This is a genomic window from Flavivirga abyssicola, assembly GCF_030540775.2.
GTDB lineage: Bacteria > Bacteroidota > Bacteroidia > Flavobacteriales > Flavobacteriaceae > Flavivirga > Flavivirga abyssicola.
Genome location: NZ_CP141266.1, coordinates 3,513,441 through 3,535,576, shown reverse-complemented (window position 1 = coordinate 3,535,576; position 22,136 = coordinate 3,513,441). Strand labels below are relative to the sequence as shown.

Genomic DNA, 22,136 nt, shown 5'->3' with positions numbered 1-22,136 from the left:
TTCATTTTATTTTTAGTTTTTGGTCTCAGTTGCCTTTAGGGCAGCTTAAAGACTCAAGGTAAACTTTATTTAAAATCTCTTAAAGTTAATGGAAATAAAACCATATTTATTTGTTGCTATTATTATTTTTGCAGCATGTCAAGAAGAAAAGCAAAAAAACAAGTTTTTGAGCAAGTAGAAGTTATTGATGCTGGTGCTAAAGGAAAAACGATAGCCAAAGCACCAGATGGAAAGGTGATTTTTTTACCAAATGCTGTTCCTGGTGATGTTATCGATGTACAAACTTTTAAAAAACGCAAAGCGTATTACGAAGGTAAGGCTATTGCGTTTCATCAATTATCAGATAAAAGAACAAATCCTGAATGTGAACATTTCGGTACTTGTGGTGGTTGTAAATGGCAAAACATGGCTTACGAGCACCAATTGTTTTACAAACAAAAAGAAGTTACCAATAATTTAACACGTATAGGGCATATTGAACTCCCTGAGGTCACTCCTATTTTAGGGTCTTCAAATCAATATTTCTATAGAAATAAAATGGAATTTTCTTTTAGTGATAGCCGCTGGCTAACCATAGAAGAAGTACAATCTGACGAAGATTTAGGCGATAGAAATGCACTTGGGTTCCATATTCCAGGCATGTGGGATAAAATTTTAGATCTAAAAAAATGTCACTTACAAGCAGATCCATCTAATGCGATTAGAAATGCGGTTAAACGATTTGCCATTGAAAATGGCTTAGAGTTTTTCAATACTCGAAACCAAACTGGTCTATTAAGAACCATGATGATTCGCACATCCAGTACAGGTGATATCATGGTATTGGTTCAATTTTTTAAAGAAGACACAGTAAAAAGAGCATTATTATTAGATTTTATAGCAGACACATTTCCGCAGATAACTTCTTTACAGTATGTTATTAATGGAAAAGCTAACGATACTATTTACGATCAAGACGTTATTTGCTACAAAGGAGCTGATCATATTTTTGAAGAAATGGAAGGTTTAAAATTTAAAATTAATGCCAAATCATTTTATCAAACAAATTCAGACCAAGCTTATGAGTTATATAAAATCACAAGAGATTTTGCTAAATTAACTGGTAGCGAATTGGTTTATGATTTATATACAGGCACTGGAACGATAGCTCAGTTCGTTGCAAAAAAAGCGAGTAAGGTTATTGGTGTAGAATCTGTTCCAGATGCTATAACTGCAGCAAAAGAAAACGCACAATTAAATAATATAAATAACGTTGAATTCTATGTTGGAGATATGAAACAGGTTTTTAACGATGTATTTATAGAAACACATGGTCAGCCAGATGTTATTATAACGGATCCTCCTCGCGATGGCATGCATAAGGACGTGGTGCAACAAATATTAAACATATCGCCAGAAAAGATCGTTTATGTAAGTTGTAATAGTGCTACGCAGGCTAGAGATTTAGCTTTAATGGATGCCATGTACAAAGTAACAAAAACGCAAGCAGTAGATATGTTTCCGCAAACATTTCATGTTGAAAATGTAGTCCTACTTGAAAAGCAATAAATATGTTGTTAAATCGATTAATAGTTTCTAAAAATGATTATATATTAGTCAGAAATAAAATTGAAAAACAACACATATGTTAAGTCCATTAAGAAACCTTTAATTTAACGGATAATAAATAACGTATACAAAAAGATTAATGAGAAAAAGAAATTTAAGTTTAATACTAATCGCAATCATGGCACTATATTATTTTAGTTGTGAACGCGATGATATTTGTCCAGATAGCACCCCAACGACCCCAAGATTAAAGATTGACCTTTTAGACGTGGCTAATCCAGATAACAAAAAAAATGTTTTTGATTTGGTGGTTATTGGTGTTGATAATGATTTCATTTTAGAAGATTATAATTTCATTCCAAGAGTAGATAGTCTTCTTCTTCCATTAAGAACAACTGAGAACTCTACACAATATATACTTATAAAAGATGCTTCGATAAATGACGCTGGTACACCTGATGATACATCTGATGACACTATTGACGGTAATCAAGATCTCATTACTATAAATTACAGCCGTGAAGAAGTTTATGTATCCAGAGCTTGTGGTTATAAAACTATTTTTAGAAATGTAACACTAAATCTGGATACAAATGACCCAGACAGATGGATAATATCCAGACAACCTTTAACCGATAACCAATCTGTAGAAGATGAAACAGCACCACATTTTACAATGTCTCACTAGTAGTTTTATATGTATACTCCTTTTTTGTACGTCTGTGAATGCACAAAATGATAGTATAGCTAGTACTCCAAAAGATTCTATAAAAGTAAAGTTGAAGTATGGACTTCGTGTTGGTGGTGATGCTGGAAAATTAATTCGTTCGTTTGTAGACGATGAATATACCGGGTTTGAAATTTCGGCTGATTTTAGACTTAAAAAGCGTCTATATATTGCTGGTGAAATTGGAATTGAAGAAAAAAATACTGTGAATGATTATTTAGACATTACAAGTAAAGGTTCATATATAAAAGCAGGTATAGATTATAATATGTATCAAAACTGGCTCAATATGGATAACATGATTTACTCTGGTTTTCGTATTGGTGCAAGCTCTTTTAGTCACGATTTAAATAGTTTCACGGTTTATAGTACAAATCAGTACTGGGCTCCCCAATTTTCTTCGACAGAGAAACAAGAATTTAGTGGCTTAACAGCATTATGGGCCGAAATTATTTTAGGTATAAAAGTAGAATTATTTAATAATTTATTTTTGGGACTTAACGCACAACTCAAAATATTAGCCAGCGAAACTGTTCCTGAAGGTTTTGAAAATGTTTATATCCCAGGGTTTAATAAAACATATGATAGCAGTGGTATTGGAACAGGGTACAGTTATACATTATCTTATCGTATTCCTCTTTATAAGAAAGAGAAATAACCCATTGTCACAAAACTGGAGTTAATACAAAAATCTACTCCTTAAATTTTCTAACACTTATTGTTTCCTTAGTAGGAAAATCTTGTGGGATACTTTGGGTAACATCTCCTGTAGCAGCCCACTCTGCGCCACGTTGTAACGTTGTTATAAATCCAACACATTCCATAGAATAGTCCATATGCCCCAAAGCAGAATGAAATATTCTTCCTTTACCATACTCAACAGTCATTAATAACGGTTCGTGCCTACCAGTCCGTCCTTTATTTTTATCTTCTTTTAACGCATCTGCTTCCTCTCCTGAAAATGCAGTCGCTAATATGGTCATGTTTTTAGCTGGTCCACGTAAACGCTCATACAATTCATCTTTAGAGTGTAGCCATGTCTCTGGAATCCCTTTCATAATGGGGTGTTCTGGTGCACGCGTTTTTAGTTGATATTCTAACTGAGGGCCATGACTCGCACAGGGCCCTTCAGAAGTATCATGTTGCAATGTATTATCAATGTCATAATATACATAAGGCCCGCTTTCTGTTGTTCTACCTCCCCAACCACCAAGTGCTATGATTTTATTATATGCATCCCAATCTCCCCAAGCATTGTTAGCAGCGTGTACAAGAACAAATCCACCACCATTTATCATATAATCTTCAAAATTCTTTTTAGTCCTGTCATTCCAATGAGCAGTTTTCCAACCAAAATTTGAAATTACAACATCATAATCTTTAAAATTAGGACTAAAATCAGGGTCTGGTTTTGGTTCCTCTACAGAAGTCCTCTTAACACCGTCTATGGGGTACATCTCTAATAATTCTTCAATCTTTTCAACACCTTCAATTTTATTAAAATGAGGGCCTTGCCACATATAAGTGGTACGCTGAATATCCACATCAAACAACCCTGTTTCCTCCAAATAACGTTTCATCATGATCGTTGTTTTTGGCCATACGCCATGATTATTCTGACCATCAATGATTAAAGCCTTAAGTTTGGTTTTTTGTGAAGTTTCACACCCTATTAGTATAAAAATTAGAGTACAAAGCATGAAAAGTTTTTGAATTTTGAACATAGAAGACTTATTTAAAAATAATTAAAACTAAATATACAATTCTAAAGTGAACCGTTATGAATTTGAAATCCATAGTTTTAAACAAAGGAATGAAATTTATTAAAAATATTATAGATGGGCTTGGTGTTTAATCATTAACACTCTCCCTACATCACAAAATAAATTTTTAAAACAATTTGCTATAACAACTAGAACACAGTTAATGGCTGCGTGCAAATAAAAAATCATTCCTTTAAGATTATCTTTTTTTTTTTAAACCTTACTAAAAGTAAGGTAAAACCTTACTTTTTATTCATCTACTCTTCATAGTTTTATCACGTAAATATTTATGTACAAATTATAGTAAAACCTTACGTCAGATGAAAGCATCCTTATCATTCTTAATTTTTGCCTTATTTTCCACTAGTATTGTTTTAGGTCAGGAAAAATTACCAGACATATTTCCTCCTGCTCCTACTGCTTCAGAACTAGGTAAATTTGGCACTTATCCTGTAGATTTAGCATCAGGAATGCCCCGTATTGAAATTCCACTCTATACTGTTACTTCTGGGGATATTAGCATTCCTATTACACTAAAGTACCATGCCTCTGGTATAAAAGTAAATCAAATGCCATCTTGGGTTGGACTAGGTTGGGCTTTAGATACTGGTGGCTTAATAAGTTTGGAAACCAGAGACACGCCAGATGAGTTAGAACCAGATCCTTATACTATACCCAACGTAACCGCTTTAACAACCACCATAGGGGCTAATCCTTATGATTTTCAAGTGCCAGATGTTCTTAATGCCGAAAAATACTCATGGGTTAAAGATGCCTATCATATTAGCCTACCTACGGTAAGCGGAACCTTTTTCCTTGATTCAGATAACGATGGCGAAGTCACTACTAAATTCCCTCCAGATCAATTTAAGATATACAGGCATAAAAATGTAAATGTTCATAACCCATATTTTTATAAAGTTATTGATAAACAAGGGATTCAATACGAATTCGTTGATTATGAGCAAAGCCAATTAAACAAACCGACAAGTGGCGGTGGTACCCATATACATAATACACCATATAAATCTGCATGGTTACTAAATAAAGTAATAAACCCTAAAGGAGATAGCTTAACTTACAGCTATGGCACGCAATATACCGGTATATCATTTGGAGAAAGTCATTCGCAAAAATATACTTACACAAATGGTAGAGGCGAAGGGAATGAGCTATTTGAAACATCCCAAATGTTTGGATGGACCAGTAATAGTTCTACCTCTCTAACATTTGCAAATAAGTTACAAGAAATTTCATTTCCTAATGGGCGGGTACGTTTTATAACAACTAGTAATACACAATATGCAGGGGGTGATGGTGTCAATGGTGTTTATCTGGATAGAATTATTATTGAAGAGGGAAACACAATATCTGGTTATACTGAAATAAAGACCATACATTTTGAATATAGTATAACAGGTGATCCTACAAATTATTTGGGAGTTGACAAATACCGTTTTAAGTTAGATCGGGTTTACGAAACCTATGGGACAATTGATGAAAAAGAAGTTGTTAGTTTAGAATACTCATTGGAGCAACTCCCACATTTAAGGTCTTTTTCAATGGATTATTTTGGAAATTTTAACGGGAAGACAAACCCCAATTTAATTCCAAAACGAGACATTATTGTAGAAAATTTGGGGACTTTTTACCAAATTGGTGCTGCCGACCGATCGATCGATCTTACTAAAATGCAGGCCGGGATGCTTACAAAAATTAAATACCCAACAAAAGGCTATACAACGTTTACTTACGAACCCAATTCTTTTTATGGTAAAAACATTTTTTTAAAGGATGAAACGGTAACAGAGACATTGGATATTATCGGTACAGGTAATGGAAGCAATCCACCGTCACCCATCGAAGATCCCGATATTCAAACTGAAGTTTTTAGTTTTAATTTAAATGAAGCAACCACATTAATTCTTACTGGTACTCTAACCTGCATAGGTTGCGACATCACTAATGCCAAATACGCCTATGCCAATATAAGGGTTTTAAATAATGGTTCAGAAGTACTGAATTTTACAGGATATAGTAATGATTATCTTAGTACACCAACATTAAGCGTTGGGTCTGTTACTGTTGTATTAGAGGTGTATGGAAGCCTTGTTGAGGCACATATTCAGGCCGCCTATTTTAATAAACTAGGCAACTTGCCAGATGAGAATGTACAGGGTTTTGGTTTAAGAGTTAAAAACATTACCAATCGTGATAGCAATAATGCTTTTATAAATCAAAAAGAATATAGTTATAATATGCCTGGAACTACTAATTCTAGTGGAAAATTAGTAAATAACCATTTTATGTATGATCGTTTTACCGATTTTGATTATTTTGATTTAGGTTCTTGTTACCCTCCTAATTTTGAAGATACAAGAACTCGAACCTATACATATGGGTCTTCATCCCGATCTGGTATAGAAAACAATAATATTACTTACGAGCATGTTAGGGAATTAGACAAAGATTCTCTTGGTAATACCAAAGGAAAAACAGATTATAAATACACCATTACTCCTAATATCATAACAGATAACAATGGTGGTGGTTCTATTCGAGTCAATTTAAATCATGAACGGGGACAACTCCTTATAAAAGAAGTTTATAATGAGCAAAACAAAATCTTAACTAAAGAAGCGCATTTATATACACAAAATCTGAATGTTAGTAACACTAGAACAGACTTTAAAATGTATAGTCATGGTAGTTCAAACTTACTTGATCCTCCAGGGTGTATAACCCCTCCATTTACTTTAAGTGATACCAAAGAATTATTAGAATCCAGCATTCCTATCTATTGGTATAAAAAAGACAAAACAGACTTAACACAATATTTTTATGATGCCAGTGGTACTTTAGTTAACGAATTGCTTACATCTACCAATTATATATACAATAGCCTAAATCAGGAGGTTCAAAAAACAACAATGACAAACTCTAAAGGAATTGTTTTAGAAACCAGTTATAAATATGCTCAAGATTTAAATGATACCCCACTAATTACAAGCAATGAAATTTCAATTCCTCTAGAAACTAAAATTTTAGAGGACAGTCAAATAGTTAGTCATTCCAAAACCCAATATGCCGCCTTTAATGGTTTACACTTACCTCAAAAAGTGTTCAGTAAAAAAGGAGCTTTAGTTGATGTTAACAATAGTGATGACTGCAAATATACTTTTGATAGTTACGAGAATGGAAAAATTACACAATATCATATAGAGAATGGAGCAACTACAAGTATCATCTGGGGTTACGACGAAGCACATCCAGTAGCCAAGATAGAGAATGCTACCTATTCAGCCGTTACAGCAACCCTTACATCTACAGAATTAACAGCAATTAAAGATGGGAGCTATAATCAAAGTACAATGAGAACGACTCTTGACAAGATTAGGACAGGGCTGCCCGATGCCATGGTTACCACCTATACCTACGATCCCTTGATAGGGGTCACTAGTGTAACGGATCCTAAGGGCTATACCACCTATTACGAGTACGATGCCTTTAACCGATTGGAATTTGTAAAAGATGCTGAGGGAAACATTTTATCAGCCAATAAGTATCATTATAAAAATCTGCAAATACCTCAACAATAATCAACACATTAATATTTATAGTTATGACATTACTATTCAATATATCTAAATATAAAAAACAGGCTATTGGACTATTAGTCATTTTTACATTTTTTCAGTCTAGTTTTAGCCAAAATATAGAAGGCCCAACTTCCGTAACACCAAATAGCGTAGATAATTATGCTTTTTTTAATGGTTCACCACATATTAGAACAAGTTGGAGCGTAACAGGAGGAACGATAACTTCTAGTAGTGCGAATGGGAACACTGTATTCTACGTCACCATACAATGGGGAGCTTCAGGGGTAGGAACTGTTAATTTTAAAAAAGGATCAACCATATTAGGATCTCTAAATGTTACTATTGCACCTTTACCCAGTACCCCAACAACTCCAACCGTAGTTAATAATTGCGGTAATAGTGTCCTAACCAGGGGAAATCCACCAAGCGGGGAAACTTGGTTTTGGCAAAGTAGCCCAACGGGAACTAGTACTAGCAATTCGGCAAGTCAAATTATGTTAACAAGTGGTAATGTGTATTATTTAAGATCAAGAAATAATTCGTCATTCGTTTGGAGTAATGCAAGTACTGCGAATTACAATATAAAAACAATACCAAATATTCCAGCATACCCGTCAGTAGTTAATAATTGTGGAAATAGTGTGCTAACGAGAAGTACATCAATACCAAGTGGAGAAACATGGTATTGGCAAAGTAGTGCATCAGGAACCAGTACAAGTAATTCCTCGAGTCAAATTACATTAACAAGTGGTTCTGTTTATTATTTAAGGGCGAGAAATAACACGACACAATGCTGGAGTACCGCACGCTCGGTAAATTATACAATAAAAACGATACCAGATGTCCCTTTAACAAATATAACGATGTCCAATTCATGTGGGCACACGGTAATTTTTCATAGTGGTTCTTCAAATAGTTCGGAAACATTTTATTGGCAAAGTAGTCCAACGGGAACAGCTACAGGAACAACTAATTCAAGTAATCATATTACACTCACTAGTGGCACTGTATATTATTTAAGAGCCAGAAACAATAATACGGGGTGTTGGGGATCTGCCAGAACCGTGAACTATAGTGTTAATACAACAGAAATTCCTAGCGCACCAACCATTACCAATAATTGCGGGAATACTGTACTTACCAAAGACTCTGCTCCTAGTGGGGTTACCTGGTACTGGCAAAGTAGCAGTTCGGGCACAAGTACCAGCAATTCGGCAACCAGTATTACCAGAACTTCTGGCACCGTATATTATCTAAGAGCCAGAAATAATAGCTCTTTGTGTTGGAGTGCGGCCAGAACCGTAAACTATAGTATCAATGTTATACCAGGAGTCCCTAGTACACCAACCATCGCCAATAATTGCGGGAATACTGTACTTACCAAAGGCTCTGCTCCTAGCGGGGTTACCTGGTACTGGCAAAGTAGCAGTTCGGGCACAAGTACCAGCAATTCGGCAACCAGTATTACCAGAACTTCTGGCACCGTATATTATCTAAGAGCCAGAAATAACACAAGTGGCTGTTGGAGTGCAGCAAGAACCGTGAACTATAGTATCAATGTTATACCAGGAGTCCCTAGTGCACCAACCATTACCAATAATTGCGGGAATACTGTACTTACCAAAGGCTCTGCTACTAGCGGGGTTACTTGGTACTGGCAAAGTAGCAGTTCGGGCACAAGTACCAGCAATTCGGCAACCAGTATTACCAGAACTTCTGGCACTGTATATTATCTAAGAGCCAGAAATAATAGTTCCTTATGTTGGAGTGCAGCCAGAACCGTGAACTATAGTATCAATGTTATACCAGGAGTCCCTAGTGCACCAACCATCACCAATAATTGCGGGAATACTGTACTTACCAAAGGCTCTGCTCCTAGTGGGGTTACATGGTACTGGCAAAGTAGCAGTTCGGGCACAAGTACTAACAATTCGGCAACTAGCATAACAAAAACTTCTGGCACCATATATTATTTAAGAGCTAGAAATAACACAAGTGGCTGTTGGAGTGTAGCCAGAACCGTGAACTATAGTATTAATACGACAGGAGTTCCTAACGCACCAACCATCACCAATAATTGTGGGAATACTGTACTTACCAAAGGCTCTGCTCCTAGTGGGGTTACCTGGTACTGGCAAAGTAGCAGTTCGGGCACAAGTACTAGCAATTCGGGAACCAGCATAACCAGAACTTCTGGCACCGTATATTATTTAAGAGCTAGGAATAATAGCTCCTTATGTTGGAGTCCCGCTAGAACAATCAACTATACTATTACACTACCTACGACTTGGTATGCTGATGCCGATAACGATGGATATGGCAATGCATCAGTATCAACATCATCATGTAGTATGCCTACAAACTATGTGGCTAATAGCAGCGATTATGACGATGCCAATGTGAATATTACCAATATAGCACCACAGAATTTTTATCAGGATAGTGATGGTGATGGCTTTGGAGATCCTACAGTAAGTGTTTTTTATAGTGTAGCACCTAACGGTTATGTAACAGATAATAGCGACCAATGTCCAGCCTCTTTTGGAACAGCAGCCAATAGCGGTTGTCCTTTAGAAACGGTACTTAGTAATGAAAACTACATATACAACATCACCCCTAGAATTGCTACAACCAGCAGTAGCACACTCACTAACTCCAACAAAATAGAAACGGTTACTTATTTTGACGGACTGGGCAGACCTATGCAGAATATTGCCATTCGGACGGGAGGAAACAACGAAGATGTGATTACCCATATCGATTACGATGCCTTTGGCAGACAAAACAAAGACTATTTACCTCATGCCTTAACAGTAAACAATGGTTTATATAAAACCGATGCCTTAACAACAACCAACAATTTTTATAACACGGCAAAATATGAGAATACCACAAATCCATACTCAGAAAAACATTTAGAAAACTCACCTTTAAATCGGGTATTAGAACAAGGAGCTCCTGGTAATGATTGGCTACTTAATAAAACTAGCGATACCGATCATACTATAAAATTTGAATATGCTACCAATACTGCCAATGAGGTTAAAATATTTGAAGTCAACTTAAGCCTAGCCAATAATACCTATACCCCAACTTTAACAGGGGGCATTAATTATTATGTAGCAGGAACACTTTTTAAAACGGTTACCAAAGATGAAAACTGGACCAGTGGTAATAATCACAGTACCAAAGAATTTAAAGACAAACAAGGACGTGTTGTATTAAAACGTACATATAACGACAATATCGCCCATGATACATATTACGTATATGATACATACGGAAATTTAACCTATGTACTACCTCCTAAAGCAGAACCTCATACTACTTTGCCAGACGCTACAGAACTAGCAGAACTATGTTATCAATATAAATATGATGATAAAAACCGATTGGTTGAAAAGAAAATTCCAGGAAAAGGCTGGGAATCTATTATCTATAATAAATTAGACCAACCCATTTTAACACAAGATGCAAATTTAAATACTCAAAACAAGTGGTTATTTACCAAATATGATGTATTTGGCAGGGTAGCTTACACTGGATTAATGAGTTCAAGTAGCAATAGAGTTACATTGCAAAATTTAGCGAATAATACCAGCACACAATATGTTACTAAAAGCGCATCGCCTACCACTGTTTCTGGAACCACTTTACACTATAGTAACGATGGTAGTGTATATCCAACAACTGGGATTTCAGAAATACATACTATTAATTACTATGACAATTATGCTTTTAACGGATTTAGCAACTTACCTGGCAGTTCTGGTGGACAAAACATTATAAATAATGATAATACAAATCCATTACTTACCAAAGGGCTTACTACTTGCAGTAAAGTAAGGGTTTTAGGCGAAGATGATTGGATTACTACCATAACGGGATACGATGCAAAAGGACGCCCTATCTACGTAAAAAGCGAGAATGATTATTTGGGAACTACAGATATTATAGAAAATGCCCTTGACTTTTTGGGCGCAATCAATAAAACAGTAGCCTCCCATACCAAAGGAACTACAAATATCGTTACTGAAGACCTTTTTACCTATGATCATAGAGGCAGGCTAAAAAAACAAACACAAGAATTAAACAACACCAACATACTTGAGGTAATTACTGAAAACAACTATGATGAGCTAGGACAACTTACTAACAAAGGAGTTGGTGGAAAAACCACCCAAGGCAGGTTACAAAATATAGATTATACTTATAACATTCGAGGCTGGCTGAAACAAATAAACGATCCCACGGCGTTAGGAACCGATCTGTTTGGCTTTAAAATCAATTATAACACAGTCGACCACGGCGGCACTACATTGTTTAATGGTAATATTGCAGAGACCGAGTGGAAAACAGCCAATACCGATAACAGTCTAAAATGGTATACCTATACTTATGATGCTTTGAACAGAATTACAAGTGCAATCAACACGACCAATACTGATTATAACCTAAACTCGGTAGCCTACGACAAGAATGGCAATATTACCAGTTTAGAAAGACGTGGGCATACCAATAGTGGTGCAACGGCCTTTGACGTCATGGACAATCTGGTTTATACCTATCTCAACAATAGTAACAAGCTTATAAAAGTGTTGGATAATGGAAATGGTACTTATGGTTTTAAAGATGGTTCTAATACAACCACCGAATACACTTATGATGCCAATGGCAACATGCTCACCGATGCCAACAAGGGCATTTCAACGAATATCACATACAACCACTTAAATTTACCTACTCAGGTTGCTTTGGGGGGCGGGAATATTTCCTATATTTACGACGCTACAGGTGTTAAGCTTAAGAAGGTAGTGAGCACTGGAGCAACAACAGAGTATGCAGGTAATTACGTATACGAAAATGGTTCTTTGAAATTCTTTAACCACCCTGAGGGGTACGTGCGCACTGAACTTGTTTCAGGTTCTGTACAATATGGCTATGTATACCAATACAAGGATCATTTAGGGAATGTTAGATTGAGTTATAGCGATACCGATGGTAACGGAAGTGTTACATCTTCTAAAATACTGGAGGAGAACAACTACTATCCCTTTGGGCTAAAACACAAAGGGTACAATAATGTTATAAATGGTACGGATCATAAGTATGGGTTTGGTGGTAAAGAGGAACAAGACGAACTTGGTCTTGGTTGGATAGATATTACTGCTCGTAATTATAACCCTGAATTAGGACGTTGGATGAATATAGACCCATTAGCAGAAAAGATGAGAAGACATAGTCCGTACAATTACGCGTTTGATAATCCAATATACTTTATTGATTATGATGGTATGATGCCAAGTGGACCTGGAAAAAAATATGTTTTAGCCTCTTCACAGACTGGAAATATTTCTCCAGTAAGAAAGAATTCTTATTTTAATAAGGGGCGTAAAAGAGGTGAAAATGGTTTAAATTATCATTACCATAGCTTACCAAGCTCTGGTTTATCATCAACTGGAACTAAAACAGAATTATCGGGAAATATAATTAAGCCTAATTTAGTTGAAAAAGTGATAACAAAGCTTAGCGCTAAAGAATTAACTAATTCAATATCTAGCGAAGTAACTACGGTTACTGGTCAATATTTTGATAGTGAAGGAAATAAATTGGATAGTATTGATGGGGCTAGTTCTTATTCTGTTAATACAGCAACTGAAACAACTACATTTGAACCCGGATATACAGGAGAATTACCAGAGGAAGGTACTGTAACTAACACTAGTTCAACTACCACTTATGACATTACTGGTGGTTCTGGAATGAAAGAATATGGAGGTAAACAACTTACTAATGCCAAGACAACTAGTACCGAGCCTTCAATTTCAAAAATAAATTTTGAAGACGCATCAACACAGCAGCAAGAAACTGTAAAAACTCATGTTGATTCCAACTTTAAAGCAGCTGCTAAGATAGCTATGAAAACGCTACAAAATTTAGAAAAAGCTATTCCTGTACCTGAAGCCAAAGAACCAAAATAGAATTAAAATGGATAAAACAAACTTTAAATTTTTAATTATTAATCTTACATCAGTCTTTTTTATATATTATTCTATGCTATCTATAATAAGATCTACAGGTTTGTTGTATTTATCATATTCTGATATTTATTTTTATAATTTTAACTTTGAGCTCGACACGAATAATTTTTACGAAAAAATGAATATTTACTTTCGCTATTATTACTATATACCTTATCTATTAGGAACTATATTTTTTTTGTTTAGTAAAAAGCTATTTAAAATTAAATGGAGGAAATATATTCTTATTGGCTTATTTACAGTTTTACTATTTAGATTAATAGATGCTGAATTTGTAAGACCTATGTTTGCTTTTTTTGAAAATACTAGAATAAATACATTTATTCTTCTTTCAACATTTTTGATTATTGGAATTGGATTTTATTTTTTGAATAAAAGATTGAGTAACGTGCCAGATTAGTTAATAGTTTAAAATAAAATTTAATCTACGCTACCATAGTGTTTCCTAATGTGTCGTAAAGAATAAGAAAAACAAGAGAGGCCGCCGCTAGTGCCAGTTTATAACTGATACAGGTAATGGCTAGGTCAAGAAATTTAATGATCATAGCCCGCTACGAAAAGTTTGTAACTTCGTGCCATTTGTAAAAAAGAGAAGTCCCGCCCAGATATAGTATATCACTAGTGCCAGTTTGTAACTGGTACAGTCAAGAGTAAGAAAAAAACAAACTAAGAAGCTACTTCCCGGTCTGCAAAGCCTATGACTTCATAGCGTTAAGTAAGAAAAAAAGCGAAGCCACATTTTAGAGATAGAATGTGTTTTTTTATGCATTTTGTTATAAAAACGGTAAAAAGACGGAAGGAGGCTCAGCTCTAAGGCAATATTTATTTGAAGATAGAGCCATAAGCTTCAAAACAAGATTAACAACCACTCAGAAGCTTTATTTTCGCTTAATTCCAATAGGTTTAGCATTAACACAAGTTATGAAAGTGCTTAAAACGATTAATTATAAAGTAACCAATAATGACCAAATACGAGCTTCGGTTATAGCATTATGGGTGCAAAATAATGATTTAAGAACAGCACAAAAAAAAGCAAGACATCGTTTTATTACGTCTACTGAAAGTTACAAGAAATATGACCCAAATACTAACAGAAGTGCTGCGGATGTGTTTCATTTGATGCGGTAGTTTGTAATGCTATACTCTTATAAAAACTTAAAAAAGTAATACTATATTCTTATGTTTTGGTTTACTATGGTATTATCGTAATTGGATAAAATCGGATACAAATTGGGTATATCCAATATTTATTTTACTTTTTTAAGTGGATGTTGATGTGCATTGAATACTGAGTAAACATATATTGCATCTTTTTCTTTTGTATATATAATTACATACGGAAATCGTTTTAAAGGTAATTCCCTAAACACAGGTTTACGTTTAATTGGAAAATTGGCATTTCCATTTCTCAACGTTTCAAAGTAACCTTCTAAATAATTATAAAATTCTTCACCCAAACCAGTCTGTTTGGATTCGTACCAGTCTATTGCATCGTAGATTTCAATTTGAGCATCTGGTTCAACGATTAATTTAGAACCCATATTTCTTCTTAATCTCGCTTTTTACATCATCCCAGTTCTTTCCTTTGGTTTCACCTGCTAGATGTTTTCTTCTGCGCTCTTCAACGATTTTATAATGCTCTTCTGATACTAATGATGGAGATTCTACTATATTAATAGAATCGAAAATACCATCTAACGTCATTAACTTGGAATCATCTTTAATGATTCTGTTAAAACGTTCTATTAAACTATTTCTTAATTCTATTGCTGCCATTACAGTAAATATTATAATTCAAATATACATTATTTTACAAGTTATTGTATGCAAATACATGTATAAATATACAATAATCGTACCGAAAAGACTAGGACAATCACCTATAATTCTTTAGATTATGATAATAATAAAACGTTCTTTTAAATAACTGCAAAAGCTTACCAATAGTAAGCATTTACCTTACTATAATGTAAAACCGGAAATTTATCGCTCAATAAATAACCAACAGTCGTATCTAAAATCTTCGCCAGTTTTTTAGCAGCTTCAATAGAAGGTGTCATCTCATCACGCTCGTACTTACCAATCGTAGTATGAGACGTACTGAAAATCTTCGCCAGCTCTTTTTGAGATAGGTTTCTTGCTTTTCTACACTCTGTCAATTTTTTACCAAAAGAACTCATAGATATATTATTATGTGTCAATACATGTATTATCAAAGGCTTTAGCAAATATATAAATCCTGCTGCACGAAGTTTGTAACTTCGTGCTATTTGTAAAAAAGAGCCGCTCTGCGAAGCCTGTGACTTCGTAGCCCCGCACGGATATAGTATATCACTAGTGCCAGTTTGTAACTGGTACAGTCAAGAGGGTAAGAAAAAACAAACCAAGAAGCTACTTTAGAAATAGAATAGCTTCACTATTTATAATTTTACTTATAATTATATTTTTATTTAACAATAGTTAAATTTAGTACGGGCTAAAGAAAAAAGACGATTTCCTGCTCTGCAAAGCTTGTGACTTCATAGCGTTAAGTAAGAAAAAAAGCGAAGCCACATTTTAGAGATAGAATGTGGTTTTTTATGCATTTTGTTGTAAAAACGGTAAAAAGCATGTCCCCTGATAGCACGGAATTGTAGTCCATGATAAGAAAAGCCTTTACATGCAATAAAAGCCTAACTGAAAAGATTCTATGCTAAACATATCCAAATCACTTCATATATTTCCCCTTCTTACTTCCTTCGTACATCACATATTTAACCAAACGAGATTCTAGCTTGGCATTAAACAACTGTATTTTTCGTGAAGGACGTAAACCAACATGCTTAAGAGCATCAAGGTTACTCGTAATAAACCAAGCATCAGTACCCGGATAATTCTGTTTTAAAGTATCACCAATATCTTTATAAAACTGTTGCATATCAATATTTAAACGCTCGCCGTACGGTGGGTTAAATACCATGTGCAATTTCGCTTCACCACCTTTTTGAGTTTTAAAGAAATCTTCGTGTTTAACCTCAATAAAATCTTCTAATTGAGCATTCTTTACATTATCTCTGGTTTTAGCAACCGCACTAGGAGCCTTATCATACCCAATAATTTTATGATGAAAGTCTCTGGTTTTCTTAAGAAGCGATTCTTCTATTTTTTCAAATAAATCAACATCCCAATCCTGCCAACGCTCAAAAGCAAATTCTTTACGCATCAAATTAGGCGGAATATTACAAGCTATCATAGCGGCTTCAATTAGCATCGTTCCACTACCACACATGGGGTCCATAAAATCGGTTTGCCCATCCCAGCCCGATAACATAATCAATCCTGCTGCCAGTACTTCGTTGATAGGAGCAATATTAGTAGCCGTTTTATAACCGCGTTTATGCAAAGAATCTCCCGAAGAATCTAAAGAAATGGTACATTGACGCCTGTCTATATGGACATTGATTTTAAGATCAGGAAATTTTAAATCGACATTTGGTCGTTGCCCTGTAGTATCACGAAACTTATCTACAATAGCATCTTTTGTTTTTTGAGCAATATATAAAGAGTGGGAAAACAAATCGGAATGAATCGTTGCATCAACCGCTAAAGTTCCAGTGGGCTTTAAATAATCCCCCCACTCCATAGCGTAGATTTTATTGTATAAATCTTTTTCGCTATTTACAGTAAATGTATGGATAGGCTTTAAAATTTTAACAGCAGTACGTAAACCTAAATTAGCTTTGTACATAAAGCCCTTATCACCCGAAAAACGTACATTACGAACGCCTTTTTTAACATCTTGTGCCCCAAGTTTTGTAAGTTCGTTTGCTAATAATTCTTCAAAACCAAATAGAGTTTTGGCCACCATTGTGAAATTTTCTTCCATTTTTTCCTACTACTTGCTGTATACACTTTATTAGCTTGCAAAAATAGCGTAATTTTGTGTTAAATTAATGTTAATTAGAATTAGATTAAGGGAACCGTTATACCTTATTCAAGAAAAGAGATTGTAGAATATTTTACTCATGAATTTACACTATTTATTAAGTATTAAATCATGAATAAAGCAGCTTCTTGTGTTACTAAAGCTCAAGAAACCACCAAAAAATAATATGATAACAAATACAACAAATTGGTACACATCTTGGTTTGACACACCATTTTACCACATTTTATATAAAGATAGGGACGATACCGAAGCACAGGCGTTTATGGATACCTTGACCAATTATTTAAATATGCCCGAGCTTGGAACTATTTTAGATTTAGCCTGTGGAAAAGGGAGGCATGCCGTTTACTTAAACACTTTGGGATACCATGTAACAGGTGTAGATTTAAGTGAAAACAGTATTAAACATGCTAAACAATTTGAAAACGACACCTTACATTTTGAAGTCCATGATATGTGTAAGCCTTACAATAAGCAATTTGATGCCGTTTTTAATTTGTTTACTAGTTTTGGGTATTTTGATAAAGATGAAGACAACTTAAGTACTATCAAAGCCATAAAAGCTAATTTGAATGATTTTGGTTTTGGAGTCATTGATTTTATGAATAGTGAATTTATAATTGATAATTTAGTGCCCGAAGATCTCAAAACAGTTGACGGTATAGACTTTCATTTAAAGCGCTATGTAGAAGATGGTTATATTGTAAAAGACATTTCGTTTATGGCAGATGATGAAAATTATAATTTCCAAGAGCGCGTAAAAGCATTTACACTTGATGATTTTCAAAAATTATTTAAAAAAGCCGGCGTACATTTGTTAGATGTTTTTGGAGATTATAAATTGCGTAAGTTTAATGCGAAAACATCTGAACGTTTAGTAATGATTTTTAAATAGCCTATAATGGCTATTAAAACCACTTTTTTGAGTATTTAATATACATGAACAACTACCTTTTACCTTTTTATGCTGTTATTTTGGGCGTGCTTATAGCTCTTGTTACCAAAACAAAAAAATCTTGGAACACCAAGCTACTACTCTCTTTTAGTGGTGCTTTTTTACTAGCTCTAACACTTTTTGAATTATTACCCGAGGTTTATAATCATTTAGACACCAAACTAACCGGGCTTTATATTATGTGCGGTATTTTACTGCAAATTATTTTAGAGCTATTTTCTAAAGGTGCAGAACATGGCCATGTACACATACACAAGAATGAAACAGCTTTTCCATGGTTATTATTTATTAGCTTATGCATTCATAGTTTTCTAGAAGGATTTGCCATACATGAACACAACGATATGGTTTACGGAGTGTTAATACATAAAATACCTATTGCGACTTTAATCAGTATGTTTTTATTTCAATCTAATTACAGTAAAATACAGATTGGTATCTTTCTAACCATTTTTGCATGTATGACACCATTGGGAACTATTATTTCACATACTTCCGAAACTGTTGCCAACTTTGCACATATTATTAATGCCATAGTTATTGGTATCTTTTTTCATATTTCCACGACCATTCTATTTGAAAGTGGAGATGGACATAAGTTCAACTTATCTAAATTTATTGCCATTATTCTAGGAGTTGGTATAGCTTATTTGATATAATGTTTTCTAAAGAAGAATCACGACAATTACGACAAGAGTTTTGGACCAGTTTTGGGAAATCCTTTCCTCGAAAATGGATTTTATACAACACAAAATTAAAAGGTCTTAGCTTTAAGTTTCACTTTGATAACAAAAAGGCTTTAGTGGCTTTAGATTTAGAAGATGATCTTGAAAACCGTATCAAATATTGGGAAAAGCTTCAAGCATTAAAACCTATACTTATAGATGATTTTCTACCTAATGCTATTTTTAATGAGGAATATTTTTTAGATAACGAAAAAGAAGTTTCCAGAATTTATGTGCCTTTAGAGCAAAAAGTATCTATTCATAATAAAAATTCATGGAGAGTTGTTATGGAGTTTTTCAATAAAGAGATGCTATTATTTGAAGCTTTTTTTGAAGCATATAAAGAGGTGATTGAAGGCTAATCTAATCATGCACCGTTTTTTTCATTTGGTAGTCATCCATTACAAATCCATTACCAATATCAGTGACTAAAGGCCCTACATTAACGAACCCCAATTTTTCATAAGCTTTAATAGCATTGGTATTATTTATATTTACTGTAAGCCTTATATTTTTTAGTTGATAATCCTTTGCTTTTTCTTCAATAAACAACATGGCTTTTTTTCCTATTTTCTTTCCTCTATGACTGCTTAACACATAAATTTTGCTTAAAAATAATGCTTCGTCTTCCTTTTTTACAGAAATATAACCAACTGGAGTTTCTTCATAAGCCATTAAAAAATACTCAAACCCATCTGCTACCTGCCTTTCAATAGCTCCTGCAGATTGATATTTATCAAGCATATAATCTATCTGAGGCTTTCCCACTATAGGAATATAGTGTTCTCTCCAAATAACATTGGCTAGTTTCTCTATTTGTAAAAAATGATTCTTTGTATTGGCAACAATAATTTCTGTCATATAAAACTTTGAAATAAAAAGTCAAATTAAGCAATAAAAAGCGGAATTAACTGCATCCCAACACGTTCTAAAAATACCATTCATCGAAAAATCAGGTATTTTATCTATATATTTATATATATTTAAAGTCCAAATTTTAAAAAATAACGTAACTAAAAAAATAAAAGACAAACCTCCAAATATGAAAAAACACTTACTTTTCTTTTTTCTATGCTTTCCTAGTTACTTTTTTTCTCAACACTATTCAGATTATTTGGGTGCTGGACATAGTATTGGTATTAGCGTAACTTCCAGTAGTGAGCAAAGTCGTGCAAATTGGAGAGAAACTGCCAGAGCTTCCAATACAGTTAATGGCCATGGTTTAGATGCGCGTTTATTAGAAACATCTAGGTTTTTAGCGCAAGCAACTTTTGGAACTGATTTAGATTATATTAAATCCGTTGCTAAAAAACCATTTGAGGGTTGGATTGATTCTCAATTTGAAATCAATAGTCCGTCAATGGGACAAATGACTGATGATATTTACAATCAAGCGCTTGTTATTTTTGTTGCTAATGGGGGGAATCCAGATGATTACAATGGTCCGCAAGAGGATCATTTTCAATATGCATGGTGGCAATCTAATATTGGAAATGAAGACTTATTAAGACAAAGAATCGCTTTAGCATTAAGTGAAATATTGGTCATCTCATGGGATTCAAACCTAGATAATTATGGTGTTGGTTTTGGCGACTATTATGATGTTTTAAAAGATAACGCCTTTGGCAATTTTAGAGATTTACTGCTAGAGATAACGCTGCATCCAATGATGGGCGGTTATTTGAGTCATTACAATAACCCAAAAAGTATTCCTGAAGAAAACATTCACCCAGATGAGAATTTTGCGAGGGAAATTATGCAATTGTTTACTATCGGGTTATATGAACTTAATCAAGACGGAAGCTATGAGTTAGATGGAAATGGCGATAGAATTCCAACTTACGATAACGATGACATAAAAGAATTTGCAAAAATATTTACAGGGCTAGGAACTTCTGAAGTTGAAGAAAATGAATATGATGTTGTGCCTGGTTTTGATATCTCTTTCAATTTTGTCAAAAAAAATATCCCCATGGTTATGTATGAAGAATGGCATGAACCTGGAGAGAAAAGATTATTAAATGGAAAAATAGTTCCTGGTGGTCAATCTGGTATGAAAGATATTGAAGATGCAGTAGACCACTTATTCAATCATAAAAATACCGCACCTTTTATTTCTTTACGCTTAATACAGCAATTGGTAAAATCTAACCCTTCCCCTGCTTACATATCAAGAGTTAGTAATGTCTTCAACAATTATAATGGCGTTAGGGGTAATATGAAAGCCGTTATTAAAGCCATTTTATTAGATGAAGAAGCAAGAAGCTGTAGTTGGATTAACGACTCTAATAGTGGAAAATTGGTGGCACCTATGATTCGGTATTTCAATGCAACCAGGCAATTAGATTTAGACAATAAAAACGGTTTAAACTGGAATTTAGGAAGAAGTTTTTTTAGAGCGACAGGGCAATTACCTTTAGGGTCTCCAAGTGTTTTCAACTTTTATTTACCAGAATATGTTCCCAACTCTGAATTTGCAGATGCTAACTTAAAAGGTCCTGAATTCGAAATACATACTTCTGCAGCAAGCTTGGCCTATCTAAACGAAGTAAACTCATGGACTAATACAAATTATTTTTCAATGTTATCTACCAGAAACCTAGATTTGGAAGATACGCCTTTAAACCTTGAGAAATTAAAGTATTACGCACAAGATGGAGAAGTCCTTGTAAATATACTAGATAAACTATTTACTCGTGGTCAACTTTCTGATGAAACAAAACAAATAATAGTCGATGCTATAGAGCCATTAGAAGGCGGAAATGAAAATATCGATTATATGCACCTACGTGTAAGAATGGGACTGTTTTTAATTTTAACAAGCCCAGATTATGTTATACTAAAATAACC

At 34.3% G+C, this 22,136-nt stretch carries 16 protein-coding genes; 10 read left to right on the top strand and 6 right to left on the bottom strand.

Annotated elements, in window-relative coordinates; all coding sequences use genetic code 11:
- The first annotated feature begins 135 nt into the window (after nucleotides 1-135).
- The 3 genes from rlmD (at nucleotide 136) to Q4Q34_RS14925 (ending at nucleotide 2,933) form a co-directional block, all read left to right on the top strand.
- Nucleotides 136-1,548 carry a 23S rRNA (uracil(1939)-C(5))-methyltransferase RlmD gene (rlmD, locus tag Q4Q34_RS14935; protein WP_303315516.1) on the top strand — a complete coding sequence of 471 codons (1,413 nt, stop codon included), beginning with the start codon at nucleotides 136-138 and terminating at the stop codon, nucleotides 1,546-1,548.
- 139 nt (nucleotides 1,549-1,687) lie between these two features.
- A complete protein-coding gene (locus Q4Q34_RS14930; RefSeq protein ID WP_303315518.1) occupies nucleotides 1,688-2,236 on the top strand; it encodes a DUF6452 family protein in 549 nt (182 codons plus the stop codon).
- The gene (locus Q4Q34_RS14925) at nucleotides 2,202-2,933 is read left to right on the top strand and encodes a DUF6048 family protein (protein WP_303315521.1); all 732 of its coding nucleotides are present in this window, start codon (nucleotides 2,202-2,204) and stop codon (nucleotides 2,931-2,933) included. Before Q4Q34_RS14930 ends, Q4Q34_RS14925 begins: the two co-directional genes overlap by 35 nt.
- 34 nt (nucleotides 2,934-2,967) lie before the next feature.
- On the opposite strand, the gene Q4Q34_RS14920 is transcribed toward Q4Q34_RS14925, so the two are convergent.
- On the bottom strand, nucleotides 2,968-3,975 hold the full coding sequence (locus Q4Q34_RS14920) for a ThuA domain-containing protein (protein WP_330444547.1): 1,008 nt from the start codon (nucleotides 3,973-3,975) through the stop codon (nucleotides 2,968-2,970).
- A gap of 383 nt (nucleotides 3,976-4,358) precedes the next feature.
- Between Q4Q34_RS14920 and Q4Q34_RS14915 the strand changes: the two genes are divergently transcribed.
- The 3 genes from Q4Q34_RS14915 to Q4Q34_RS14905 all read left to right on the top strand — a co-directional run bounded on the left by Q4Q34_RS14915 (nucleotide 4,359) and on the right by Q4Q34_RS14905 (nucleotide 14,806).
- The gene (locus tag Q4Q34_RS14915) at nucleotides 4,359-7,637 is read left to right on the top strand and encodes an RHS repeat protein (RefSeq protein WP_303315525.1); all 3,279 of its coding nucleotides are present in this window, start codon (nucleotides 4,359-4,361) and stop codon (nucleotides 7,635-7,637) included.
- Between the two features lie 23 nt (nucleotides 7,638-7,660).
- Nucleotides 7,661-13,618: a DUF6443 domain-containing protein gene (locus Q4Q34_RS14910; RefSeq protein ID WP_303315527.1), complete on the top strand. Its 5,958-nt coding sequence runs from the start codon at nucleotides 7,661-7,663 to the stop codon at nucleotides 13,616-13,618.
- Between the two features lie 813 nt (nucleotides 13,619-14,431).
- Nucleotides 14,432-14,806, top strand: coding sequence for a hypothetical protein (locus tag Q4Q34_RS14905; protein WP_303315529.1), 375 nt, complete (start codon nucleotides 14,432-14,434; stop codon nucleotides 14,804-14,806).
- Nucleotides 14,807-14,925: 119 nt separating this feature from the next.
- On the opposite strand, the gene Q4Q34_RS14900 is transcribed toward Q4Q34_RS14905, so the two are convergent.
- From Q4Q34_RS14900 to Q4Q34_RS14885, 4 genes are all read right to left on the bottom strand, one after another.
- Nucleotides 14,926-15,219, bottom strand: a complete 294-nt coding sequence (locus tag Q4Q34_RS14900) for a type II toxin-antitoxin system RelE/ParE family toxin (protein ID WP_303315531.1) — start codon at nucleotides 15,217-15,219, stop codon at nucleotides 14,926-14,928.
- The gene (locus tag Q4Q34_RS14895) at nucleotides 15,209-15,454 is read right to left on the bottom strand and encodes an addiction module protein (RefSeq protein WP_303315532.1); all 246 of its coding nucleotides are present in this window, start codon (nucleotides 15,452-15,454) and stop codon (nucleotides 15,209-15,211) included. The genes Q4Q34_RS14900 and Q4Q34_RS14895 overlap by 11 nt, the downstream gene beginning before the upstream one ends.
- Nucleotides 15,455-15,615: 161 nt before the next feature.
- On the bottom strand, nucleotides 15,616-15,837 hold the full coding sequence (locus Q4Q34_RS14890; RefSeq protein WP_303315533.1) for a helix-turn-helix domain-containing protein: 222 nt from the start codon (nucleotides 15,835-15,837) through the stop codon (nucleotides 15,616-15,618).
- Between the two features lie 548 nt (nucleotides 15,838-16,385).
- Nucleotides 16,386-17,543 (bottom strand): THUMP domain-containing class I SAM-dependent RNA methyltransferase, encoded by a 1,158-nt coding sequence (locus tag Q4Q34_RS14885; RefSeq protein WP_303315534.1) that lies wholly within the window; start codon nucleotides 17,541-17,543, stop codon nucleotides 16,386-16,388.
- Nucleotides 17,544-17,769: 226 nt separating this feature from the next.
- Here Q4Q34_RS14885 and Q4Q34_RS14880 point away from each other — a divergent pair, with 226 nt between their 5' ends.
- The 3 genes from Q4Q34_RS14880 to Q4Q34_RS14870 are packed head-to-tail and all read left to right on the top strand — an operon-like array spanning nucleotide 17,770 to nucleotide 19,648.
- A complete protein-coding gene (locus tag Q4Q34_RS14880) occupies nucleotides 17,770-18,501 on the top strand; it encodes a class I SAM-dependent methyltransferase (RefSeq protein ID WP_303315535.1) in 732 nt (243 codons plus the stop codon).
- Between the two features lie 44 nt (nucleotides 18,502-18,545).
- Nucleotides 18,546-19,220 carry a ZIP family metal transporter gene (locus Q4Q34_RS14875; protein ID WP_303315536.1) on the top strand — a complete coding sequence of 225 codons (675 nt, stop codon included), beginning with the start codon at nucleotides 18,546-18,548 and terminating at the stop codon, nucleotides 19,218-19,220.
- The gene (locus Q4Q34_RS14870; protein WP_303315538.1) at nucleotides 19,220-19,648 is read left to right on the top strand and encodes a DUF4268 domain-containing protein; all 429 of its coding nucleotides are present in this window, start codon (nucleotides 19,220-19,222) and stop codon (nucleotides 19,646-19,648) included. The genes Q4Q34_RS14875 and Q4Q34_RS14870 overlap by 1 nt, the downstream gene beginning before the upstream one ends.
- A 1-nt stretch (nucleotide 19,649) precedes the next feature.
- On the opposite strand, the gene Q4Q34_RS14865 is transcribed toward Q4Q34_RS14870, so the two are convergent.
- Nucleotides 19,650-20,147, bottom strand: coding sequence for a GNAT family N-acetyltransferase (locus Q4Q34_RS14865; RefSeq protein ID WP_303315540.1), 498 nt, complete (start codon nucleotides 20,145-20,147; stop codon nucleotides 19,650-19,652).
- A gap of 181 nt (nucleotides 20,148-20,328) precedes the next feature.
- Between Q4Q34_RS14865 and Q4Q34_RS14860 the strand changes: the two genes are divergently transcribed.
- Nucleotides 20,329-22,134, top strand: coding sequence for a DUF1800 domain-containing protein (locus Q4Q34_RS14860; protein ID WP_303315542.1), 1,806 nt, complete (start codon nucleotides 20,329-20,331; stop codon nucleotides 22,132-22,134).
- Nucleotides 22,135-22,136: the final 2 nt, after the last annotated feature.

Excerpts from the sequence above, each read along its gene's own strand:
- rlmD (WP_303315516.1), top strand. The coding sequence starts at position 136 with ATGTCAAGAAGAAAAGCAAAAAAACAAGTTTTTGAGCAAGTAGAAGTT.
- Q4Q34_RS14930 (WP_303315518.1), top strand. The coding sequence starts at position 1,688 with ATGAGAAAAAGAAATTTAAGTTTAATACTAATCGCAATCATGGCACTA.
- Q4Q34_RS14925 (WP_303315521.1), top strand. The coding sequence starts at position 2,202 with ATGAAACAGCACCACATTTTACAATGTCTCACTAGTAGTTTTATATGT.
- Q4Q34_RS14920 (WP_330444547.1), bottom strand. The coding sequence starts at position 3,975 with ATGCTTTGTACTCTAATTTTTATACTAATAGGGTGTGAAACTTCACAA.
- Q4Q34_RS14915 (WP_303315525.1), top strand. The coding sequence starts at position 4,359 with ATGAAAGCATCCTTATCATTCTTAATTTTTGCCTTATTTTCCACTAGT.
- Q4Q34_RS14910 (WP_303315527.1), top strand. The coding sequence starts at position 7,661 with ATGACATTACTATTCAATATATCTAAATATAAAAAACAGGCTATTGGA.
- Q4Q34_RS14900 (WP_303315531.1), bottom strand. The coding sequence starts at position 15,219 with ATGGGTTCTAAATTAATCGTTGAACCAGATGCTCAAATTGAAATCTAC.
- Q4Q34_RS14895 (WP_303315532.1), bottom strand. The coding sequence starts at position 15,454 with ATGGCAGCAATAGAATTAAGAAATAGTTTAATAGAACGTTTTAACAGA.
- Q4Q34_RS14885 (WP_303315534.1), bottom strand. The coding sequence starts at position 17,543 with ATGGAAGAAAATTTCACAATGGTGGCCAAAACTCTATTTGGTTTTGAA.
- Q4Q34_RS14880 (WP_303315535.1), top strand. The coding sequence starts at position 17,770 with ATGATAACAAATACAACAAATTGGTACACATCTTGGTTTGACACACCA.
- Q4Q34_RS14875 (WP_303315536.1), top strand. The coding sequence starts at position 18,546 with ATGAACAACTACCTTTTACCTTTTTATGCTGTTATTTTGGGCGTGCTT.
- Q4Q34_RS14870 (WP_303315538.1), top strand. The coding sequence starts at position 19,220 with ATGTTTTCTAAAGAAGAATCACGACAATTACGACAAGAGTTTTGGACC.
- Q4Q34_RS14865 (WP_303315540.1), bottom strand. The coding sequence starts at position 20,147 with ATGACAGAAATTATTGTTGCCAATACAAAGAATCATTTTTTACAAATA.
- Q4Q34_RS14860 (WP_303315542.1), top strand. The coding sequence starts at position 20,329 with ATGAAAAAACACTTACTTTTCTTTTTTCTATGCTTTCCTAGTTACTTT.